Annotated in this window: 18 protein-coding genes; 8 read left to right on the top strand and 10 right to left on the bottom strand. The window is 62.8% G+C overall.

Translation table 11 applies throughout. From position 1 onward, the window contains the following. Positions 1-2: 2 nt before the first annotated feature. Complete coding sequence (locus tag ACF6ZU_RS09480; RefSeq protein ID WP_392891820.1) at positions 3-1,214, bottom strand: MFS transporter; 1,212 nt, start codon at positions 1,212-1,214, stop codon at positions 3-5. A 482-nt stretch (positions 1,215-1,696) separates the two neighbouring features. Here ACF6ZU_RS09480 and ACF6ZU_RS09475 point away from each other — a divergent pair, with 482 nt between their 5' ends. Further along, positions 1,697-3,814, top strand: a complete 2,118-nt coding sequence (locus ACF6ZU_RS09475; RefSeq protein WP_392891819.1) for a mechanosensitive ion channel family protein — start codon at positions 1,697-1,699, stop codon at positions 3,812-3,814. Between the two features lie 107 nt (positions 3,815-3,921). On the opposite strand, the gene ACF6ZU_RS09470 is transcribed toward ACF6ZU_RS09475, so the two are convergent. Beyond that, entirely contained in the window at positions 3,922-8,214 is a 4,293-nt protein-coding gene (locus ACF6ZU_RS09470; protein WP_392891818.1) for a DEAD/DEAH box helicase, read from the bottom strand. 312 nt (positions 8,215-8,526) lie between these two features. Between ACF6ZU_RS09470 and ACF6ZU_RS09465 the strand changes: the two genes are divergently transcribed. Together ACF6ZU_RS09465 and ACF6ZU_RS09460 are read left to right on the top strand one after the other, a co-directional pair. Then, complete coding sequence (locus ACF6ZU_RS09465) at positions 8,527-9,411, top strand: sugar nucleotide-binding protein (RefSeq protein WP_392891817.1); 885 nt, start codon at positions 8,527-8,529, stop codon at positions 9,409-9,411. Beyond that, on the top strand, positions 9,404-10,333 hold the full coding sequence (locus tag ACF6ZU_RS09460; protein WP_392891815.1) for an NAD-dependent epimerase/dehydratase family protein: 930 nt from the start codon (positions 9,404-9,406) through the stop codon (positions 10,331-10,333). Before ACF6ZU_RS09465 ends, ACF6ZU_RS09460 begins: the two co-directional genes overlap by 8 nt. Before the next feature lie 124 nt (positions 10,334-10,457). Here the strand turns inward: ACF6ZU_RS09460 and ACF6ZU_RS09455 are convergent, their stop codons facing one another. From ACF6ZU_RS09455 to ACF6ZU_RS09435, 5 genes are all read right to left on the bottom strand, one after another. Then, a complete protein-coding gene (locus ACF6ZU_RS09455; protein WP_392891814.1) occupies positions 10,458-11,156 on the bottom strand; it encodes an OmpW family protein in 699 nt (232 codons plus the stop codon). Between the two features lie 221 nt (positions 11,157-11,377). Continuing rightward, positions 11,378-11,896: a DUF3299 domain-containing protein gene (locus ACF6ZU_RS09450; protein WP_392891813.1), complete on the bottom strand. Its 519-nt coding sequence runs from the start codon at positions 11,894-11,896 to the stop codon at positions 11,378-11,380. A gap of 11 nt (positions 11,897-11,907) precedes the next feature. Then, the gene (locus ACF6ZU_RS09445) at positions 11,908-13,173 is read right to left on the bottom strand and encodes an ABC transporter permease (RefSeq protein WP_392891811.1); all 1,266 of its coding nucleotides are present in this window, start codon (positions 13,171-13,173) and stop codon (positions 11,908-11,910) included. A gap of 1 nt (position 13,174) precedes the next feature. Further along, positions 13,175-13,885, bottom strand: a complete 711-nt coding sequence (locus tag ACF6ZU_RS09440; protein WP_392891809.1) for an ABC transporter ATP-binding protein — start codon at positions 13,883-13,885, stop codon at positions 13,175-13,177. 130 nt (positions 13,886-14,015) lie between these two features. Further along, positions 14,016-14,612 (bottom strand): DUF2796 domain-containing protein, encoded by a 597-nt coding sequence (locus ACF6ZU_RS09435; protein ID WP_392891807.1) that lies wholly within the window; start codon positions 14,610-14,612, stop codon positions 14,016-14,018. Positions 14,613-14,746: 134 nt separating this feature from the next. Between ACF6ZU_RS09435 and ACF6ZU_RS09430 the strand changes: the two genes are divergently transcribed. Further along, positions 14,747-15,085, top strand: coding sequence for a hypothetical protein (locus tag ACF6ZU_RS09430; RefSeq protein ID WP_392891806.1), 339 nt, complete (start codon positions 14,747-14,749; stop codon positions 15,083-15,085). 153 nt (positions 15,086-15,238) lie between these two features. Here ACF6ZU_RS09430 and trxA read toward each other — a convergent pair whose 3' ends face one another. The 3 genes from trxA to ACF6ZU_RS09415 form a co-directional block, all read right to left on the bottom strand. Beyond that, positions 15,239-16,111: a thioredoxin gene (gene trxA / locus ACF6ZU_RS09425; RefSeq protein ID WP_392891804.1), complete on the bottom strand. Its 873-nt coding sequence runs from the start codon at positions 16,109-16,111 to the stop codon at positions 15,239-15,241. Positions 16,112-16,295: 184 nt separating this feature from the next. Then, positions 16,296-16,952: a class I SAM-dependent methyltransferase gene (locus ACF6ZU_RS09420; protein WP_392891802.1), complete on the bottom strand. Its 657-nt coding sequence runs from the start codon at positions 16,950-16,952 to the stop codon at positions 16,296-16,298. Next, a complete protein-coding gene (locus ACF6ZU_RS09415; protein ID WP_392891800.1) occupies positions 16,949-17,413 on the bottom strand; it encodes a YbaY family lipoprotein in 465 nt (154 codons plus the stop codon). Before ACF6ZU_RS09415 ends, ACF6ZU_RS09420 begins: the two co-directional genes overlap by 4 nt. A gap of 128 nt (positions 17,414-17,541) precedes the next feature. On the opposite strand from ACF6ZU_RS09415, the gene nrdR reads away from it, so the two are divergent. The 4 genes from nrdR to ribBA are packed head-to-tail and all read left to right on the top strand — an operon-like array spanning position 17,542 to position 20,956. Continuing rightward, complete coding sequence (nrdR, locus tag ACF6ZU_RS09410) at positions 17,542-18,006, top strand: transcriptional regulator NrdR (RefSeq protein ID WP_003228656.1); 465 nt, start codon at positions 17,542-17,544, stop codon at positions 18,004-18,006. Beyond that, positions 18,003-19,136: a bifunctional diaminohydroxyphosphoribosylaminopyrimidine deaminase/5-amino-6-(5-phosphoribosylamino)uracil reductase RibD gene (ribD, locus tag ACF6ZU_RS09405; protein WP_392891798.1), complete on the top strand. Its 1,134-nt coding sequence runs from the start codon at positions 18,003-18,005 to the stop codon at positions 19,134-19,136. Before nrdR ends, ribD begins: the two co-directional genes overlap by 4 nt. 46 nt (positions 19,137-19,182) lie before the next feature. Continuing rightward, positions 19,183-19,848: a riboflavin synthase gene (locus ACF6ZU_RS09400; RefSeq protein WP_008059524.1), complete on the top strand. Its 666-nt coding sequence runs from the start codon at positions 19,183-19,185 to the stop codon at positions 19,846-19,848. A gap of 16 nt (positions 19,849-19,864) precedes the next feature. Beyond that, a complete protein-coding gene (gene ribBA, locus ACF6ZU_RS09395; RefSeq protein ID WP_392891796.1) occupies positions 19,865-20,956 on the top strand; it encodes a bifunctional 3,4-dihydroxy-2-butanone-4-phosphate synthase/GTP cyclohydrolase II in 1,092 nt (363 codons plus the stop codon). Positions 20,957-21,031: the final 75 nt, after the last annotated feature.

Raw genomic sequence — 21,031 nt, 5'->3', positions numbered from 1 at the left:
GATCAGTGACCGGCGACGATACGGGCGGAGCCTTCAGCCGGCTCGCCATACACCGGGCCGAGACGGTCGAGGCGACCGCTCCACAGGGTGAGCGCCAGTGCCACCAGCACCACCAGGCCACCGATCCATGCGGTATGGATCAGGCCCATGTGGGCGACGATCAAGCCACCGCCCCATGCGCCACCGGCAATCCCGAGGTTGAACGCGGCGATGTTCAGGCCGGACGCCACGTCCACCGCCTGCGGCGTGTGATGCTCGGCCTGACGCACCACATACACTTGCAGACCTGGCACGTTGCCGAACGCAACGGCGCCCCAGACCAGCACGGTGGCCAGTGCCAGCCACGGATTGCCAGCGGTGAACGTCAGCACGAACAGTACGGCGGCGAGCAGGGCGAAGATGATCTTCAGGGCGCTGATCGGGCCGCGTTTGTCGGCCAGTTTGCCGCCCCAGATGTTACCCACCGCCACCGAGATGCCGTAGACCAGCAACACCAGGCTGACGGTGCTGGCGCTGAAACCGGAGATGTCTTGAAGAATCGGCGCCAGGAACGTGAAGGCGATGAACGAACCACCGTACCCGACCGCCGTCATCGCATACACCAGCAACAAACGCGGTTGCTTGAGCACCTGCAATTGTTGCAATAGCGAAGCCGGTTTGCTGTGGGCAATGTTCTTCGGCACGTAGAGCAGGCTGCCGATGAAGGCGATCACACCCAGCGCCGACACGGCGAGGAAGGTTTCACGCCAGCCGAAATGCTGACCGATGAACGTCCCCAGCGGCACGCCGGTGACCAATGCCACGGTCAGGCCGGTGAACATGATCGCAATCGCGCTGGCGGCTTTTTCCTTCGGCACCAGGCTGGTGGCGATGGTTGAACCGATCGAGAAAAACACCCCGTGGGCCAGGCCGGTGACGATCCGCGCGATGATCAGCGATTCGTAGCTGGGTGCTTTCCACGCCAGCAGGTTGCCGAGGGTGAACAGCACCATCAGCGACAACAGCAGCAATTTACGCGGCACTTTGCCGGTGAGGGCGGTCAGCACCGGCGCGCCGATGGCGACACCCAAGGCGTACAGGCTGACCAGCAGACCGGCGGACGGCAGGCTGACGCCAAGGTCGGCGCCGATGGTGGGTAACAGGCCAACGATGACGAACTCGGTCGTCCCGATGGCGAAGGCGCTGAGGGTCAGCGCGAGCAAGGCAATGGGCATGGCTGCAACTCCGGTGGGTTGATTGATGGAGCGCAGTGTCGGGGTTTGGGTTGTGCGGAAAAATAGAGGTATGGGCATTTGATATTTGCCCTGCGAGCAAATATCCCCTGTAGGAGCCGGCTTGCCGGCGATGGCGGCCTTGAGTGCAGCGCCGTTCTTGAGGGCCCCATCGCCAGCAAGCCGGCTCCTACAAATACGTGGTTAACCCCGATATTTCGTACGGCACCAAACCTGTAGGAGCCGGCTTGCCGGCGATGGCTGCCTCGAGTGCAGCGCCTTTCTTGAGGGCCTCATCGCCGGCAAGCCGGCTCTTACAGTTCCGCGTCGTATGAAGATCTGAGTTTTGTAGGAGCCGGCTTGCTGCGGGCGGCGTTCCGACGATGCAGGCAACGCGGTGTTTCGGGCAGATCCCGGCGTTGGATGAACTTGCCGGGCATTTATCAATCAGTTCCTAACAGACCCTTGCCAAGGAGCTCCCCGTTTTGCTCAAGTTCAAGACCGCGATGTTACTGGGGGCGTTGCTGTTTCTCGGCAGCAACGAACTGGAGGCCGTCACGCTGCCGGGTGTTCCCGCCGCTGCCGAAGAACCGGCAAAGCCTGAGCCGCTGGTCCAGGGCGGTCTGCTCGGGGCTATCAGTTCCAGCATCGACGACGTTCAGGACAAGCTCGATCTCAATGAAAACCTGGTCGACGCCTGGCGCCTGCGGGCCGATAGGGCTGCGGATGAAGTCGACAAACTGGTGAATCAGCCGTCGTCTCGCTCACCGATGAGCGTGGCCGGCGATTTCCTGTTGTTGTCCGGCGTCTGGCTCGGCGTGTTTGCCTTGCTCACGGTGCTCGGCGGCCTGCTGGACAGGCGCTTGAGCGAAGGGCGGTTCTTTCGAAAACATCAACGCAGCCAGGATCTGCTCGGCTACCTGTTGCCGTACACGATTCCGGCGATGATCTGCCTGCCGCTCACCCTGTACGTCAGCCACTTCCTGCCGAACTCCGTGGGCCGGGCGCTGGCGCTGTGTTTCGCCTACGCCACCAGCAGCGGCATCTTTTCCACGTCGATGTTCTTGTGCGTGATCGTCATGTTCAACACCGGCCACAAGCGCCGGGCGGTGCAGATCATCCGCGACTATTGCCCCAAACCGCTGTTCCTGATCGGCTTCCTCGCCGCGCTCAGCGACGCGTTGACCAGCCCGCAGATCGCCCGGCAACTGGGCGGCAATATCACCAGCAGCATAGCGGTGTTCACCGGTTTGTTTGCCTCGATCATTTTTGGCTTGCTGGTGATTCGCCTGCGCCGGCCGGTGGCGCACCTGATCCGCAACCGTTCGCTGGCGCAGCGCTTGAAACAGCCTTCGTTGCAGGAGTCCCTGCGGATCTTTTCCGGGCTCTGGTACTGGCCGATTCTGTTGATGGTGATGGTCTCGGCGATCAACCTGATCGGCGTCGGCGAGGACAATCAGAAAGCGCTGCGCTGCGCGTTGTTCACCACGATTTTGCTGATCGCCACGGTGTTCCTCAGTACGATTTTCCAGCACCTGTTCAAGTCTCGAAAAGCCCAGGCGCTCCAGCGCAGCAGCGCCTACAAGGAACGCTTTCTCAGTTTGCTGCATGCGCTGTTGCGGATCGTCATGGCGGTGGCGTTCATCGAAATCCTCGGGCGGATCTGGGGCGTGTCGCTGTTCGAGTTCGCCGAACGCAACTCGGTCGGCCGGGCGATCAGTGAGTCGCTGAGCAGCATGGGCCTGATTTTTCTGGTGACATGGTTGCTGTGGGTGGTGCTCGATACCGCGATTCAGGAAGCGCTGAAACCACCGATCAACAAACGCACGACCCAGCCCAGCACGCGGGTCAAAACCATTCTTCCGCTGCTGCGCAACGCGATCAAAATCATCCTCGTGGTGATCTGCGCGATCACCACCATGGCCAACCTCGGGATCAATGTCGCGCCGCTGTTGGCGGGTGCCGGGGTGGTCGGCCTGGCCATCGGTTTCGGCTCGCAGCAACTGGTGCAGGACGTGATCACCGGCCTGTTCATCATCATCGAAGACACGCTGTCGATCGGTGATTGGGTGGTGCTCGATTCCGGGCATGCCGGCACGGTCGAAGGGCTGACCATTCGTACCTTGCGCCTGCGTGACGGCAAGGGCTTTGTGCATTCGGTGCCGTTCGGCCAGATCAAGGCCGTCACCAATCAGTCGCGGCAATTTGCGTATGCGTTTTTCTCAGTGCAGTTCACCTATGACACGGATGTGGACAAGGCAATCGAGCTGATCCGCGAGGCGGGGGAGTCGATCCGTGAAGACGCGTTTCTCAAGTACAACCTGCAAGGGCCGCTGGATGTGTTTGGCGTCGACAAAATGGACCTCAACGGCGTAGTGCTGACGGCGCAGTTCCGTACGGTGTCGGGTGGGCAATATGCGGTGAGCCGGGCGTTTAACCAGCGGTTGAAAAAGCTGGTGGATAACAGCCCGTGGGTGCATTTCGCGCAGACTTATCCACAGCAGGTTTTGATGCCTCGGCAGGCGGGTGTCGGGCAGGAGGATGAGGCGTTGGCAGCGGAGAACTCGCCGGTGTTGTTGCCGGATCAGCCGCGACCCCAATGATTTGTGTGGATGCTGCCGGCCTCATCGCGAGCAGGCTCGCTCCCACATTTGGAATGCATTCCCCTGTGGGAGCGAGCCTGCTCGCGATGGGGGCGGTCGGGACACCCTCAATGCCGGATCAATTTGCTTTGTATTTCAATCGATGATTCCACCCAGAAAACCTGCTTCCCGGCGATCTCGGCCGCCACCGGCAATCCATCCCGATACACCAGCCGATTACTCGCCAGCGCCGGCACTTTCGCGCCAGGCAACAACGTGCCGGCCAGGTTCAACGGATCAACCCCGCACACCGCAATCAGACTCCCGTCATGCGCCCGCCGCCGCACTTCCCGCAGCAACGGGATCGCCTCAGGCAAGGCAAACTGCTCACCGGCCAGACCACTGACAAACCGCCCGCCGCGAATCTCGCCCCGTGCCTCCAGCCGATGAAAGGTGCGCAGCAACTCGCGCCAGCTCGGCAGCCAATCCGCTTCGCGCTCCAGCAAACGCCAGAACACCACGCCGTAGCGGCGTAGCAAGGTCATCGCGATGTGTTCCAGGGTGTCACTGGGTGTCGGCTGTTTTTTATCCACAACCGGCGCGGGCGGCCCGCGCCGAAGCAGGGCCCAGCGCCCGGCATCGTCCATGCCGCCGATAAACGCCCCGCGTCCACGTCGACTGCTGCGCGCCTGGCGTTTGCTTGCCGGGGTGATCAGCGCGCGCAAGCCGGCAAAGCTGTCGGCATTCACCAGCCCGGCGCCGACCAGTTCCTGCAACGCGATTTCCAGTTCCGTGCGCAGCAGATGCGCCTCATGAATGAGCTCATCGAAAAACAGCGCGCCGTGCTGGCTGAGGGCCTGGTGAACCTTCTGCGTTTTCGGCGACAGTTCGCTGACCGGCGTTTGCTCGGTCAACCCGCTCCACAGTCCGACCTGACTGCGCGGCAGCAACACAATCGGTGTGCTGCGCAACGCCGTGCTGGCGCTGTGTGCGGTCAGGCGCGTCCAGACCAGTTTGCCGCTGCGGCACAAGTCATCCAGCCAACTCGCCGAGTAGTCTTTTATCCGCGCAGGCAGCAGGTCGCTGTCCCAGGCCGAAGCGGCGGCGGGGTAGCCTTCGAACTGCCCGACTATCGCCGGCAATACGGCGCTGCCCTGGCCCTGAGTCGCCGCCGAAAGGTGCTGCCAGTCAAACAGGAAACGCATGAAATCCTGCAGCGCCACCGGCTCGATTTCCCGCCGCAGGCGCTTGACCGTGTAGCGATGAATCCGCGCCAGCAGGTGCCGCTCGCACCATTGCTCCTGATCTGCGCCGGGCGTGAATTTTCCGCGCAACACATAACCTTCGCGCTCCAGTTGTGCCAGCGCCTGGGCGACCTGCAGCGGCGGTAATCCCAGCGGCTCGGCAATCTCATTAAGGGGCAGCGGACCAAACGCACTGAGCCGCGCACGGATGACTTCCAGCAACGCTTCGTCGATCTCCCAGGCTTCATCGAACCTCGGCAGCGGCTCCAGCGCTGGCAAGAAATTCGCCAGTGGATAAATCGCCCGCAGGCAGGTCAGTCGCTCCAGTGCCAGCCACAACGAGTTTCCCGCATCGATCTGCAAGCGCGTGGCGCGACCACCCTCGGCCAGCGCGCTCAGCCAATCAAGCCACTGTGGATTGGCGCGTGCTTCGGCATCGCTGATGCACGCCAAGCTCATCAACGCCTCATGCATTTCATCGACGCCAGTCGGTGCTGGCCAGGCTTCATCACGCACTGCCTGAATCGCCTCCGCGTCCAGCGCGCCGAGGTCGTCGGTGGATTGCGGATCGGTCCAGCGCCGGTTGAGCACGGCCTGGGTGCGGCGCTCTTCCAGCGGCGCATCGTCAAGGAAGGTGTAGGGCCGGGCGCTGAGGATTTCCGCGGCCAGCGGTGAAGGCGCCGGCAGGTCGCGACTGATCAGGCGCACGTCGCCATTCTCCATGCGCCGCAACAACGCCAGCCAGCCTTCACAGTCCATGGCGTCATGGAGGCAATCATCGAGGGTCTGTTCCACCAGCGGATGCTCGGGCACCTCGCGCTCGCCAGCGAGGTTTTCGACACAGGCGATCTGGTCGGGGAACACGCTGGCGATCAGGTCTTCACTTTTCATCCGCTGGATCTGCGGCGCGACCTTGCGTCCGCCGGCGTAACGCGGCAACGCCAGCGCGACCCCGGCGTTCCAGCGCCAGCGCACACCGAACAGCGGCGCCTCAAGCACCGCTTGAATCAGCAGGTGTTCGGCGCTGTTGCTGTGCAGATAACGCCAGACATCATCAAGCTCGAAACTGTGGCTGGTGGACAGCGACAACACGATCGCATCCTCGCTGGCGGCGGCCTGCAATTCGAAGTTGAAGGTGCGGCAGAAACGCTTGCGCAGGGCCAGACCCCAGGCGCGGTTGATGCGACTGCCGAACGGCGTATGGATGATCAGTTGCGTGCCGCCGGACTCGTCAAAAAAACGCTCCATCAGTAGCGTGTCCCGGGACGGCAGGGCGCCCAGCGTCAGGCGCGCGCGGGCGAGGTAATCCACCAGTTGCTCGGCGCTGGCGAGGTCCAGGCCGAGCGTGTCGGTCAGCCAGTCGCAGGCGGGTTGCAGGTTGCCGGGCGTGGCGCCGAGCAGGTCGTCGAGTTGCGCTTGCAGGCGCGCCACGGCGAACGACAGTTCGGCACTGCGCCCCGGTGCTTCGCCGAGCCAGAACGGGATGGTCGGCGGCTGGCCCTGAGCATCTTCGACCCGGACCTTGCCGGTTTCCACGCGCAGGATTCGGTACGAGGTATTACCCAACTGGAAGATATCGCCGGCGATGCTTTCCACGGCGAAGTCTTCGTTGACGCTGCCGATGTTCAGCCCCTGGGGCTCCAACAATACGCTGTAGTCGGCGTTGTCCGGAATCGTGCCGCCGCTGGTGACGGCGGTCAGCTTGCTGCCCCGACGACCGCGCAACGTGCGGGTCACGGCGTCGCGGTGGAGGAAGGCGCTGCGAATGCCCTGGCGACCGTTGTAGCCTTCGGCGAGCATGTGCAGCAGCGCCTGATAATGCTGTTCGTCGAGGCTGGCGTAGGGCGAGGCCTGGCGGAACAGTGCCAGCAGCGCTTGCTCCGGCCATTCCTGGCAACTGACTTCGGCAATGATCTGCTGGGCCAGCACGTCCAGCGGTGCCACGGGAATGTGCAGTACGTCGAGTTCACCGCGACGCACGCAGTCGAGCAGGGCGGTGCATTCGATCAGGTCGTCGCGGGTGGTGGCGAACAACCGGCCTTTCGGCGTGCCACCCACCTGGTGACCGGACCGGCCGACCCGCTGCAGAAACCCGGCAATCGAGCGCGGCGAGGCGATCTGGCAGACCAGGTCGACATCGCCGATGTCGATCCCCAGTTCCAGCGACGCCGTGGCGATCAGCACTTGCAGGTCGCCGCGCTTGAGCCGCTGTTCGGCATCGAGGCGGAATTCCTTGGCCAGGCTGCCGTGGTGGGCGGCGACCGCGGCCTTGCCGAGACGCTCGCTCAAATGCCGGCTCAGGCGTTCGGCCAAACGGCGGGTGTTGACGAAAATCAGCGTGGTGCGGTGTTCGCGGGCGAGGGCGGCGAGGCGGTCGTAGACCAGTTCCCAGACATCATTGGCCATCACTGCCGACAACGGCACCGGCGGCACTTCGATGCCCAGGTCGCGGGGGCGGGCGTGGCCGATGTCGATGATTTCGCAGTCACGATCACGCCCGACCAGAAAGCGTGCGACCGCCTCGATCGGTTTTTGTGTGGCAGACAGGCCGATGCGCATCAACGGCTCGCGGCACAACGCCTGCAAGCGTTCCAGGCTCAGGGCCAGGTGGCTGCCGCGTTTGCTCGCGGCGATGGCGTGGATTTCATCGACGATCACTGTGCGCGTGGTGCCGAGCATTTTGCGCCCGGAGTCGGAGCTGAGCAGCACGTAAAGGGATTCCGGGGTGGTGACCAGAATGTGCGGCGCGCTCTTGCGCATGGCCGAGCGGTCTTTTTGCGGCGTGTCGCCGGTGCGTACGGCGGTGTTGATCCGCAGGTCGGGCAGGCCCATCGCGCGCAGCTGTTCGGTGATGCCGGCCAGCGGGGTTTGCAGGTTGATCTGAATGTCGTTGGACAAGGCCTTGAGCGGCGAGACATAGATCACCAGCGTTTCGTCGGGCAGCCCGTCGGGAGTTTCCAGCCCGCGATGAACCAGATCGTCGATGACCGCGAGAAATGCGGTGAGGGTCTTGCCGGACCCGGTGGGCGCTGCGATCAGCGTCGAACGGTGCTGGCGGATCAGCGGCCACGCCCGGGCCTCGGCGGCGGTGACCGTCGGGAAGGTGCTGCTGAACCAGGCGCTGACGGCGGGGTGGAAGCCATTCAGGGCACTGTCTGCGGGGATGGGCAGGTTCATGGGGCAATTTATGCGGGCGGGGTGGGGAAGATGCAAGTACCACTGGTTGGGATCTCCAGTGATCTTGCCGGCCTCATCGCGAGCAGGCTCGCTCCCACATTGGATTTGCGTACCCCGTGGTCCCCCTGTGGAAGCGGGCTTGCTCGCGAAGGGGCCAGTAGCAACACTGCAAAACCTGGGGATCTACACTTTACGGATGACGGTTGCGCACTAAACCCGCAAAATGCAACGATTCCGGCATCTAACGACGGCATCGCCTGCGAGCGGTGTCGATTAAGCCATTGTTCCAATCAGACTGGGCCTGCTGACTCTATGCGAATGCGCCTTATGTTACTGGGCGGCGGAAATGCCCTTGGGCAGGCGCTGATTCGCCTCGGTGCGGAGGAAGACATCGGTTTCCTCGCCCCCCGCCCACCGCAAGACGGCTGGGATGCCGCGAGCCTGACGCAACTGCTCGACGACACCCGCCCGGACGCGTTGATCAACCTCGCCTATTACTTCGACTGGTTCCAGGCGGAGACAGTCAGCGATCAGCGTCTGGCCGGGCAGGAGCGCGCGGTCGAGCGTCTGGCCGAGCTGTGCCAGCATCACAACATCGTTCTGCTGCAACCTTCGAGCTATCGCGTATTTGATGGCTCCCGGGCGACCGCCTACAGCGAAAAAGACGAACCGGTGCCGCTGGGCCTGCGGGGCCAGGCCCTGTGGCGTATCGAGCAAAGCGTGCGCGCGACCTGCCCGCAACACGTGTTGCTGCGGTTTGGCTGGCTGCTCGATGACAGCCCCGACGGCACCCTCGGGCGCTTCCTGTCCCGCGCCGAAAAACCCGAAGAACTGCTGATGGCCGACGACCGCCGGGGCAACCCGACGCCGGTCGACGACGCGGCGCGGGTGATCATTTCGGTGCTCAAGCAACTCGATTGCGCGGCGCCGCTGTGGGGCACCTACCATTACGCCGGGCATGAGGCGACCACGCCACTGGCGCTGGGGCAGGCGATTCTGACCGAAGCCCGCGCGCTGCATCCGCTGGCCATCGAAGCGCCGACTGCCCAGGCCCACGCCGCGCGGCCGGACGCTGCCGAAGAACCGCAGCACGCGGTGCTGGCCTGCAAGAAAATCCTCCACACCTTCGGGATCAAGCCCCGCGCCTGGCGTGCGGCACTCCCCGGCTTGCTGGACAGGTTCTATCGCCATGGCTGACGGTCCGGTTTTAATCACGGGCGGCGCCGGTTTTATCGGCTCGCATTTGACCGATGCCTTGCTCGCCAAGGGCCACTCCGTGCGGATTCTCGATGACCTGTCCACCGGCAAACGCAGCAACCTGCCGCTGGACAACTCTCGCGTAGAGTTGATGGTCGGCGACGTCGCCGATGCGGCGCTGGTGGCCCGGGCGATGGCCGGTTGCAGTGCGGTGGCGCATCTGGCTGCCGTCGCGTCGGTGCAAGCCTCGGTGGATGATCCGGTGAAGACCCACCAGAGCAATTTCATCGGCTCGCTGAATGTCTGCGAAGCCATGCGCCAGAGCGGTGTGAAGCGGGTGCTGTTTGCGTCGAGCGCGGCGGTCTATGGCAACAACGGCGAAGGTGAGTCGATTGACGAAGACACGCCCAAGACACCGTTGACCCCGTATGCTTCGGACAAGCTGGCCAGCGAGTACTACTTCGATTTCTACCGTCGCGAACATGCACTGGAACCGGTGATTTTCCGCTTCTTCAACATCTTCGGCCCGCGCCAGGATCCGTCCTCGCCGTACTCCGGGGTGATCAGTATTTTCAGTGAGCGAGCGCAGCAGGGCTTGCCGATCACGGTGTTTGGCGACGGTGAGCAGACGCGGGATTTTGTTTACGTCGAAGACTTGGTGGATTTGCTGGTGCAAGCCATCGAAAAACCTCAGGTCGAAGTCGGCGCGGTCAATGTCGGCTGGAACCAGGCCACCAGTCTCAAGCAGATGCTTGAAGCGTTGAAGGTGGTGGTCGGTGAGTTGCCGCCCGTGAGCTACGGCCCGGCGCGGTCTGGTGACATCCGCCATTCGCGGGCGAACAACCAGCGCTTGTTGGAGCGCTTTACGCCTCCAGTGCAGACACCCATGAGTGTCGGACTCGCGCGGTTGTTGGGGCGCTGATTTTTTCTACGCAAATGTTGGAGTCTGGGCTGACGTCTCGCGAGCAGGCTCGCTCCCACAGTTGACCGAGGTGTTCAGGACGAACGCGGTCCAATGTGGGAGCGAGCCTGCTCGCGATGGCGATTTAGAACTTGTAGCCCAGACCCACCATGTAGATGAATGGATCAACGTCCACATCGACCTTCGCCCGAGTGCCCGGTGCCACGGCGTTGTTTTCCACTGTCGCGGTGGTATCGATATCGACGTAGCGCACCTGGGCGTTGAGCAGGATGTTGTCGGTGATCATGTAGTCGGCACCGACCTGAAACGCCATGCCCCAGGAGTTATCGGCCTTGAAGTTGCTGAAGCCGTTGGCCTGCGCTTCGCTGCCGACGTGTTCGTCGTAGATCCAGGTGTAGTTGATGCCGGCACCCACGTAGGGCTGGAATGCGGACTTCCCGTCCAGCGGGTAGTACACGACGCTCAGGGTTGGCGGCAGGTGTTTCAGGCTGCCGAGTTTGCCGTTGGCCGCGCCGAGGGCAGTGCCCTTGAGTTTCACGTCATGCTCGAACGGCGTGGCCGCGAGCAGCTCGATCCCCCAGTGGCTGTTGAGCATGTAAGCGAAGTTCAAACCCAGCTGCGTGTCGCTGCTCATGGTGGCCTTGCCACCCAGGTCGGCGCCCTTGAGCGGGCCTTGGTCGACCTTGACGCTGGAGCTGTCGGCTTTCGGGTTGACGGTGATGGCGCCGGCACGAATGAGAATGTCACCAGCTTCGTGGGCGTGGGCAAGCGGGGCTGCGAGCGCGAGGGCAAACAGCGAGGCGCTGAGCAAGGACTTGTGCATGGGGGCTCCAGAGGACGTTAAAAATGTTCGATGTCCAATGGTAAGGCGCCTAACGATCCGGTCTTTTGACTCAGCTCAACGAAACAGTGATGGTCCGGTTTTTGTGGCGTTTTTGAGGGCCTCATCGCGAGCAGGCTCGCTCCTACAGGAGTTAGGTGATCCCTTGTGGGAGCGAGCCTGCTCGCGATAGCTATCGATCAAACAGCACAGAAGTGTCAGATTCACTCCGGCAATTCATACACATAAATCTTGTCCGCCTCCATCTGATACCCCGCATCCGCCAGTTCACTGGTCGATGCCTTGACCTGCAACGCACCCTCGATCCAGTACGGCTGATACAGCTCATCCAGCTTCACGCCGACTTCGCTTTTCACATGCACGATTTGATTCGACGGCGGTGGCGGTACATGGATGCAGGCGCCGAAATACGGCACCAGCAGAAACTCGGTGGTGCGACCTTCTTCGCTCACTTCCAGCGGCACGATGTAGCCCGGCAAGCGGATGTTCTGCCCGTCGAGGCTTTTCACCACCGGCGCATTGGGCATGTCCTGTTTGGCGGCTGGCGCCGATTCCGCTGACAGCGTGCTGCCCATCTGCGACAGGTCATGCAGGGGTGTCATGTTCGGCACTTCCGGCATGGCGTCCGGCGGGATCATTTCCGACCAGGTCAGCTCTTTCGGCTCGGCCGCCCACAGGGGCAGGGCGACCAGCATCAACAGCGCAAGCAGAGCGCGGGGCATCGTAAACGTCCTCATAGTCGGATCGACAGGCCATCGGCCAGGGATTGGCGATACGCGCGCCAGGCCGGCACGCTGCCCATCAGCAGCGCGGCGATCAGGATGCCACCGAGCAGCGTCCATTCATATTCGCTTGGCCAGGTCAGCGGCAAAAACAGACCGTAATTGGCTTGCACATAACCTTGGGCGGCGGCGATGCCCACATACAGCAACGCCACGCCGGCAATCACACCAGACAAGGCCAAAGCAAATGCCTCCAGCACCAGCAGCGTCGCGATGTGCCACGGTCGGGCGCCGACCGAACGCAGAATCGCCATCTCGCGCCGGCGCTCATTCAGGCTGGTGAGAATCGCCGTGAGCATGCCGATCAACCCGGTCAGCACCACGAACAGCGAGACCACGAACAAGGCTTTTTCCGCCGTGCTCATCAAACTCCACAACTCTTGCAGCGCCACGCCCGGGAGGATCGCGAGCATCGGCTCGCCACGGAATTCGTTGATTTCGCGTTGCAGGGCAAAGGTCGAAATCTTGCTGTTGAGGCCGAGCATGAACGCGGTGATCGCTTGCGGCGTCAGGTCCATGTTGCGCGCCTGATCGGCACTGATGCGGCCTTCGCCCCGGGCCGGCACGCCGTTGTGCCAGTCGATATGGATCGCCTCCATACCTCCGAGGCTGATGTGCAGCGTGCGGTCCACCGGCGTGCCGGTGCGTTTGAGAATGCCGACCACGGTGAACGGCTTGTCGTCGTGCTTGACCAGGCTGATCGCCGCCACGCCGTGGGCCAGCACCAGTTTGTCGCCGAGCTTGTAGTGCAGCGCATCGGCCACTTCGGCGCCGAGCACCACTTCAAACGGGTCGGTGGCGAAGGCGCGCCCGTCGGCCAGTGCCAGGTGTTGCTGATGGCCGTACTGATAGTGCTCGAAGTACGCCTCGGTGGTGCCCATCACCCGGTAGCCGCGATGGGAATCGCCCAGCGACATTGGAATCGCCCACTTCACTTTCGGGTTGTTGGCGAAGTGCTCGAAGCTGTCCCAACGAATGTTGTTGGTGGCGTTGCCGATGCGGAACACCGAGTACAGCAGCAGGTTCACCGAGCCGGAACGGGCGCCGACGATCAGGTCGGTGCCGCTGATGGTGCTGGCGAAACTGGCTTTGGCTTCGGTGCGAACACGTTCCACGGCCAGCAGCAGGCAGACCGACAGGGCGATGGCGAACGCGGTCAGGATCGCGGTGAAGCGGCGGTTAGCCAGGCTGGCCATGGCTAGACGGAACAAATACATCTCAGACCTCTGCAGGCGTGGCGGCGCGATTGAGATCGGCCAGCGACAGGTGGCGATCGAACAGCGGCGCGAGGCTCTGGTCATGGCTGACGAACAACAGGCTCGACCCGGCTTCACGGCATTCGGCGAACAACAGGCGAATGAAGTTTTCGCGAGCGTCGTAATCCAGGGCGGACGTTGGCTCGTCGGCGATCACCAGTTCCGGTTGGCCGATCAAGGCGCGTGCGGCGGCGACGCGTTGCTGTTGGCCAATCGAGAGCGAATCGGCGCGTCGGCCGAGGATGCTTTCATCTTTCAAGCCCAGATGGGCGAGCAAGGTCGCCGCCGCTTGATCGACGCTGCCGTGGCGCTGGATCGCCCGTTCGGCACGCAGTCTGGAAAAGTGGCAGGGCAGTTCGACGTTCTCGCGCACCGAGAGAAACGGCAGCAGGTTGAACTGCTGGAAGATGTAGCCGGTGTGATCGACGCGGAAGCGATCACGGGCGCCGGCGCCGAGTTCGGTCAGTTCCTGGCCGAGCAGGCGGATGCTGCCGCGATTCGGCTTTTGCACGCCGCCGAGCAGGCCGAGGAGGGTGGTCTTGCCGCTGCCGCTCGGGCCTTTGAGGAACAGGGTTTCACCCGGTTCGAGGCGAAACGCCGGGATGTCCAGCAGCGGCGGGTGACCGGGCCAGCTGAAGCCCAGGTCGGACAATTCGATGAGTGCTTGGGTCATGTGAAACCGGTCAGGTTGGTGGTGAAACCTGTGGGAGCGAGCCTGCTCGCGAGGGTGTGTCAGCTGCGTTGATGTCGGCTGGCACTCCATCGCGAGCAGGCTCGCTCCCACATTTGGATTTGAGGCGAACTCAGAATTTGAGGGAGGCTGCCTTGGCTGTGACCTCAACCCCTTGCTGCCCGCTCGGGCTGATCAGTTGTACCTGAATTTTCTGCGTGGCCGGGAACGAGTTGAAAATGTTCGCCAGGTCCAGGGTTTTCAGCGCACCTGGAGCCGCGCAAGTGAACTGGTAATGGGCATGGATTTCGCTGTGATCGTGATGATGCTCGTGACCGTCCTTGGCGTCTTCATCGTGATCATCGTCGTCATGGTCGTCGGCCGCAGGCTTGTCACCGAACAACGGGCTTTCCAGTTCCTGGGATGCCACCACACAGTCGGCCGCTTTCGGCAGGTTGAACAGGGCCAGTGGTTTTTCCAGCTGCGCGCGGGCGGCGGCGACTTTGGCTTTGTCGGCGTCGGTGGTGGCGGCGTGTTCGAAACCCACCAGGTTCATCGCCGGGCTTTCCAGTTCCAGTTCCAGGGTCTGGCCGTCCAGTGCCGCGTTCAGTCGGCCGACGCCATGTTCGTGGGCGCCAAGGCTGCCGTGCTCATGGTCATGTTCTTCAGCGGCGTGAGCGACAGCCAGCGGCAACAGGGCAAACGGCAAAGCGAGCAGCAGACGGCGCATGGCGGGTCTCCGGAAGTAAAGTGAAGAAATTGTTATGTAATCTTATAACGTAAGTGCCGAGAGTTTGACCGCCCGCTTGGCGTTGCACAAGTCCCATGGGAGCATGTGGGTCAGAAATGTGCAGGAGCAGACTTATGTTGCGGATACGCGGAAGCATCGGCGACTGGCCGGTGGATTTGACCCTGGAGATGGACGATGGCGACTGGGCACGGCTCGGCGCGCAGTTGCAGGTGGTCAAGCCTGAAGCCAGTGCGGCGCCGGCGAAACCGGTGACTCAGGACGATACGCAGTGGCAGATCGCGAAGGATTTGCTGCGCAAGGCCGGACAATTGAGCGGGCCGGATTTGCTTGAGCAACTCGAAGGGCTGACCGGCAGCGCGGCGTCGGGCAAGCGGCTGCTGGTGCGGTTGCGGCATAGCGCGGAAGTGAAGGTCGAGAGTGGCGGTGATACGCCGCTGTATCGCTGGCTTTAGAAATGCGCTGGTCTTACAACCGCCATCGCCGGCAAGCCGGCTCCTACAGGATTTTCGCGAACCTGTAGGAGCCGGCTTGCCGGCGATGAACGATAACGCGGTTTGTCAGTGATACCGCGTCGATGCCATCGCCAGCAAGCCGGCTCCTACAGATCAATAAAGCGCTGCAAACAACTTGCGGCGATACGTGGTCACCAACGGATGATCATTACCCAGCAGCTCAAACACCTGCAGCAAGGTCTTGTGCGGCAAGCCTTCGCTGTAGCTGCGGTTACGCACGAACAGCTTGAGCAATGCATCCAGCGCCGCGTCGTATTGCTGGCGGGCCAGTTGCTGGATCGCCAGTTGATACACCGCTTCATCATCCTGCGGATTCTTCGCCAGGCGCGCTTTCAGGTCGGCGGCATCCGGCAGGTCCTTGGCCTGGCCGAGGAACTGGATCTGCGCCTTCGCCCCCGCCAATGCAGCCTTGTGCTCATCGCTTTTCACCGCGTCGAGCACGGTTTGCGCTTCACCCAGTTCACCGCGTTCAGTCAGGCAGCGGGCGTACAGAATCAGGGCCTTGGCGTTGGTGTTGTCCTCGCCCAGCAGCACGGCGAGCACGGCTTCAGCGTCGGCAAAACGACTCTCGTCGAACAGCGCCTGAGCCTGTTCGAACGGATCGGCCGCTGCCGGCGGCGGCATTTGCACGTGAGGCTCCAGCATCGCCCGCACGGCGGATTCCGGTTGCGCACCGGCAAAACCATCGACCGGCTGACCATCCTTGAACAACACCACGGTCGGCAGGCTGCGGATGCCGAAGCGGGCGACGATGTCCTGTTCCAGATCGCAGTTGACCTTGGCCAGCAGCAATTCGCCCTGATAGCTCTCGGCGATGGTCTGCAGCATCGGCATCAGCACTTTGCAGGGCGCACACCATTCGGCCCAGAAATCCACCAGCACCGGTTTGTGAAAAGAGTTCTCGATCACCGACTGTTCGAAATCGGCAGTCGTGGCGTCGAAGATGTACGGCGTTTCCTGACTCATGGGTGATCTCTTGGAAGCGTGAATGGGGCAACTATACGGCTTGGTGGGGTGTGGCCGGAAGCGGGGTGGCCACGGGTCTTGCGTTGCCTGACAAACCGCCATCGCGAGCAGGCTCGCTCCCACAGGGATTTTCGGTGTGACATAGATCCAGTGTGGGAGCGAGACCGGCTTGTCGGCGATGCTTTTAGCCGCGCCGCGCGTGGTACAGGCTCACATGCCGAAACTCTTCCGGCTCGGCCAGGTCCGGCAAGGTCATCGCTTCGAGCATTTCAATCCGCTGATACAAGGGGTGCCGGAAATCCCGAACCCGCGAGTCCGCCACCAGTGCTTCCCGCCCACGACTCAAAAATTCATCCAGCAGCGGCAGATTCGCCCGGTCGTACAACACGTCGGCCACCAGCACCAGGTCAAACCGGTCGGTTTCGGCAAAAAAGTCCGTCGAATAGTTGAGCTGGACATCATTCAGCTCGGCATTCGCACGGCACGCGGTAATCGCCAGCGGATCGAGGTCGCAGGCCACCACTTCCAGCGCGCCGGCCTTGACCGCGGCAATCCCGGCCACACCAGACCCGGCACCGAAATCCAGCACACGCTTGCCCTTGACCCACTCGGGGAACTCGGCGAGGTAGCGCGCCACCGCCAGCCCGCTGGCCCAGCAGAAACTCCAGTACGGTGGTTCGTGCAGTATGCGTCGGGTTTCTTCCGGGCTGAAGGCGCGGTCCATGTTGTCACCGTCGATCAGCCAGAGATTCAGCTCGGTCCCTGGCAAGGCGACCGGTACAAGCTGTGCATCGCCCAGCAATTCACCCAAGGCCTGTTGCAGGTCGAGCGGTGCAATCATGGCGCTTTGACGAATTGCAGCTGGCCCAGGGCCTGGGTGGTCGGCTGGCTGATGACTTGCGAGGGCAGGTGCAAAATCAGTTGGCCGGACTGGCTGGCGCGACCGCGCAATTCGACGCGGGCACCGGCCGGGAAGGATTCCGGGTTGAAACGCAGGTGAAACGGCAGCGCCTGGTTGGTGCCGATCAGGCTGGAACTGGCGAGCAATTGTTGCGGGCGGTCCTGTGTGTCGATCACCAGCAACGCCAGCTCGACCTCGGCACCGGCCGGCACGCCTTGCAGGGTGCCGCTCAATTCGCGTTGATAAGCGGGCAGCGGACCGAGGTCGGCCGATTCGCGGGCTTTCTTCTGCGCCGCTTGCGGGGCGGGCCCTGGCGTCGGTGGCTGAGGTTTGGGCGCATCGCTTCCGCAGGCCACCAGCAGGCTGAAAACACTGAGCAGTACGAGCGGTCTTAGGGACATTTGCGGCTCCAGCAAGGTGAAATCCATGGATCGTTCTCTATAGCCAGTCTGTATACCGCAAACCCTATGGCTTGTCTTGCCACCGGGATGCGCTACCATGGCCCTCCCTTTTTTTGTTGCCTGCCACCATGCACTGTCCCTTCTGCGGTGCCAACGACACCAAGGTCATCGACTCGCGTCTGGTCGCCGAGGGCGAACAGGTGCGCCGCCGGCGCGAATGCCTGGCCTGCGGCGAGCGTTTCACGACGTTCGAAACCGCTGAACTGGTGTTGCCGCGCCTGATCAAAACCGACGGCAGTCGCCAGCCGTTCGACGAAGAAAAACTCCGCGCCGGCATGCAGCGCGCGCTGGAAAAGCGCCCGGTGAGTGTCGAGCGTCTCGAATCGTCGCTGGTGCACATCAAACACAAGCTGCGCGCCACCGGCGAGCGCGAGGTCAAGTCCCTCGTGGTCGGTGAACTGGTGATGGCCGAGCTGCAAAAGCTCGATGAAGTCGCCTATATCCGTTTCGCCTCGGTGTATCGCCGCTTCCAGGACCTCAACGAGTTCCGCGAGGAGATCGATCGCCTGGCCCGTGAGCCGGTGAAAGAATGACCACCTCCCCGGAACAAGCCATCCTCGACGCCCACTACATGGCCCGCGCCCTCGAACTGGCGCGCAAAGGCCATTACACGACGCACCCCAACCCGCGGGTTGGCTGCGTGATCGTGAAGGACGGGCAGATTGTCGGCGAAGGCTGGCACGAGCGCACCGGTGAACCCCACGCCGAAGTCCACGCCCTGCGCGCCGCCGGCGACCAGGCCCGTGGCGCCACCGCTTACGTGACCCTCGAACCCTGCAGCCACCACGGTCGCACGCCGCCCTGCGCCGATGCGCTGGTGAATGCCGGCCTCGCCCGCGTCGTCGCGGCGATGCAGGACCCGAACCCTTCGGTGGCCGGTCGTGGCATGCAGCGCCTGGCTCAGGCCGGGATCGCGATCGAAAGCGGTGTGCTGGAAGGCGAGGCGCGCAAGCTCAATCAAGGTTTCCTCAAGCGCATGGAACACGGCTTGCCGTTCGTGCGGGTCAAGCTGGCCATGAGCCTCGACGGCCGCACGGCGATGGAAAGCGGCGAAAGCCAATGGATCACCGGCCCGGCCGCACGTTCGGCGGTACAACGCCTGCGCGCCCAGGCCAGCGTGGTGCTGACCGGTGCCGACACGGTGCTGGCGGATAACGCCCGTTTGACCGTGCGCGCTGACGAACTGGGCCTGGACGCCGAGCAAACCGCCCTGGCGATGAGCCGCCCGCCACTGCGCGTGCTGATCGACGGCCGCTTGCGGGTGCCGCTGGACGCTCCGTTCTTCAAGGCCGGCCCGGCGCTGGTCGCGACCTGCATGGCGATCGAAGAGCAATACGCCAACGGTCCCGAATGCCTGATCGTGGCCGGCGACGACGGTCTGGTCGACTTGCGCAAGTTGCTGGTCGAACTGGCCAATCGCGGCGTCAATGAAGTCCTGGTCGAGGCGGGCCCGCGTCTGGCGGGCGCCTTCGCCCAGCAAGGTCTGGTGGACGAGTTCCAGATTTTCATCGCCGGCAAGTTCCTGGGCTCGTCTGCGCGCCCGTTGCTGGACTGGCCACTGGCGCAGATGAAAGACGCGCCCGAGCTCAAAATCACTGAAATCCGCGCGGTTGGCGATGACTGGCGAGTCATTGCCATTCCTGCGTCAGCGGCGAGCGTATAATTCCCGGCCTGCGCCACACGACGGCCCTGTTCTCGAGGAGGACTCCATGTTTACCGGCATCATCGAATCCATCGGCAGTATTCGTGCATTGACCCCAAAAGGCGGAGATGTGCGGGTCCATGTAGAAACCGGCAAGCTCGACCTGAGCGACGTCAAACTGGGCGACAGCATCGCGGTCAACGGCGTGTGCCTGACAGCGGTTGAATTGCCAGGCAACGGCTTTGCAGCGGACGTCAGTCGCGAAACCCTCGACTGCACCGCCATGAACGATCTGAAAAGCGGCAGCCCGGTCAACCTGGAAAAAGCCCTGACCCCGACCACTCGCCTCGGCGGCCATCTGGTCAGCGGCCACGTCGATGGCGTGGGTGAAGTGGTTGCCCGCACCGAGAACGCCCGCGCCGTGGAATTCCGCATTCGCGCGCCGAAAGAACTGGCCAAGTACATCGCCCACAAAGGATCGATCACCGTCGACGGCACCAGCCTGACCGTGAACGCGGTCGATGGCGCCGAGTTCCTGCTGACGATCATTCCGCACACCCTGAGCGAAACCATCATGGCGTCGTACCAGCCAGGTCGCCGGGTGAACCTGGAAGTGGACTTGCTGGCACGTTATCTGGAGCGACTGCTGCTGGGCGACAAGGCCGCAGAGCCAACTGCTGGCAGCACCATTACTGAAAGCTTTCTGGCCGCCAACGGCTACCTCAAATCCTGACTCAAGGGGGTGCCTTGTGGCGCTCAATAGCATCGAAGAACTGGTTGAAGACATCCGCCAAGGCAAGATGGTCATCCTCATGGATGACGAAGATCGCGAGAACGAAGGCGACCTGATCATGGCTGCCGAGTGCTGCCAGGCCGAACATATCAATTTCATGGCCAAGCACGCCCGTGGCCTGATCTGCATGCCGATGAGCCGTGAGCGCTGCGAAACACTGAAGCTGCCGTTGATGGCACCGCGCAACGGTTCCGGTTTCGGCACCAAGTTCACCGTGTCGATCGAAGCCGCTACCGGCGTGACCACCGGGATCTCCGCCGCCGACCGTGCGCGCACCGTGCAGGCCGCTGCCGCGAAAGACGCCAAGGCTGAAGACATTGTCAGCCCTGGCCACATCTTCCCGCTGATGGCTCAGGCCGGCGGCACCCTGGCGCGCGCCGGCCACACCGAAGCGGCTTGCGACCTCGCGCGCATGGCTGGTTTCGAGCCGAGCGGCGTGATCTGCGAAGTGATGAACGACGACGGCACCATGTCCCGTCGCGCCGAACTCGAAGCGTTTGCCGCCGAGCACAACATCAAGATCGGCACCATCGCCGACCTGATCCACTACCGGATGATCCACGAACGTACCGTTCAGCGGATTGCCGAGCAGCCACTGGACAGCGAACTGGGCCAATTCAACCTGGTGACCTATCGTGATTCCGTGGAAGGCGACGTGCACATGGCCCTGACCCTGGGCAATGTCTGCGCCGAAGAACCGACCCTGGTGCGCGTGCACAACATGGACCCGCTGCGCGACCTGTTGATGGTCAAGCAACCGGGCCGCTGGAGCCTGCGTGCCGCCATGGCCGCGGTTGCCGAGGCTGGCAGCGGCGTGGTGCTGTTGCTCGGTCATCCGCTGGATGGCGACGTGTTGCTGGCGCACATCCGCGAAACTGCCGAACACGCCGCCCCGAAAAAACCGACCACCTACAGCATTGTCGGTGCCGGTTCGCAGATCCTGCGGGACCTGGGCGTGCGTAAAATGCGCCTGATGTCTTCGCCGATGAAATTTAATGCGATATCCGGTTTCGATCTGGAAGTTGTAGAATACGTGCCCTCCGAATAATGACCGGTTGTTCCCGGCCCTGTATTCGCGGTTCAAATATCACTGAGGGACGCGTAGAAGACGCGTCCCGGCTCT

It is taken from the genome of Pseudomonas migulae (assembly GCF_043225285.1).
Classification (GTDB): Bacteria; Pseudomonadota; Gammaproteobacteria; order Pseudomonadales; family Pseudomonadaceae; genus Aquipseudomonas; species Aquipseudomonas migulae_C.
Note: the sequence above shows the minus strand (reverse complement) of the source record. Positions and strands in the feature narration are given on the sequence as shown.

What these genes read in the sequence shown, in the direction of transcription:
- ACF6ZU_RS09480 (WP_392891820.1), bottom strand. Translation starts at nt 1,214, where the DNA reads ATGCCCATTGCCTTGCTCGCGCTGACCCTCAGCGCCTTCGCCATCGGG.
- ACF6ZU_RS09470 (WP_392891818.1), bottom strand. Translation starts at nt 8,214, where the DNA reads ATGAACCTGCCCATCCCCGCAGACAGTGCCCTGAATGGCTTCCACCCC.
- ACF6ZU_RS09465 (WP_392891817.1), top strand. Translation starts at nt 8,527, where the DNA reads ATGCGAATGCGCCTTATGTTACTGGGCGGCGGAAATGCCCTTGGGCAG.
- ACF6ZU_RS09460 (WP_392891815.1), top strand. Translation starts at nt 9,404, where the DNA reads ATGGCTGACGGTCCGGTTTTAATCACGGGCGGCGCCGGTTTTATCGGC.
- ACF6ZU_RS09455 (WP_392891814.1), bottom strand. Translation starts at nt 11,156, where the DNA reads ATGCACAAGTCCTTGCTCAGCGCCTCGCTGTTTGCCCTCGCGCTCGCA.
- ACF6ZU_RS09450 (WP_392891813.1), bottom strand. Translation starts at nt 11,896, where the DNA reads ATGCCCCGCGCTCTGCTTGCGCTGTTGATGCTGGTCGCCCTGCCCCTG.
- ACF6ZU_RS09445 (WP_392891811.1), bottom strand. Translation starts at nt 13,173, where the DNA reads ATGTATTTGTTCCGTCTAGCCATGGCCAGCCTGGCTAACCGCCGCTTC.
- ACF6ZU_RS09440 (WP_392891809.1), bottom strand. Translation starts at nt 13,885, where the DNA reads ATGACCCAAGCACTCATCGAATTGTCCGACCTGGGCTTCAGCTGGCCC.
- ACF6ZU_RS09435 (WP_392891807.1), bottom strand. Translation starts at nt 14,612, where the DNA reads ATGCGCCGTCTGCTGCTCGCTTTGCCGTTTGCCCTGTTGCCGCTGGCT.
- ACF6ZU_RS09430 (WP_392891806.1), top strand. Translation starts at nt 14,747, where the DNA reads ATGTTGCGGATACGCGGAAGCATCGGCGACTGGCCGGTGGATTTGACC.
- trxA (WP_392891804.1), bottom strand. Translation starts at nt 16,111, where the DNA reads ATGAGTCAGGAAACGCCGTACATCTTCGACGCCACGACTGCCGATTTC.
- ACF6ZU_RS09420 (WP_392891802.1), bottom strand. Translation starts at nt 16,952, where the DNA reads ATGATTGCACCGCTCGACCTGCAACAGGCCTTGGGTGAATTGCTGGGC.
- ACF6ZU_RS09415 (WP_392891800.1), bottom strand. Translation starts at nt 17,413, where the DNA reads ATGTCCCTAAGACCGCTCGTACTGCTCAGTGTTTTCAGCCTGCTGGTG.
- nrdR (WP_003228656.1), top strand. Translation starts at nt 17,542, where the DNA reads ATGCACTGTCCCTTCTGCGGTGCCAACGACACCAAGGTCATCGACTCG.
- ribD (WP_392891798.1), top strand. Translation starts at nt 18,003, where the DNA reads ATGACCACCTCCCCGGAACAAGCCATCCTCGACGCCCACTACATGGCC.
- ACF6ZU_RS09400 (WP_008059524.1), top strand. Translation starts at nt 19,183, where the DNA reads ATGTTTACCGGCATCATCGAATCCATCGGCAGTATTCGTGCATTGACC.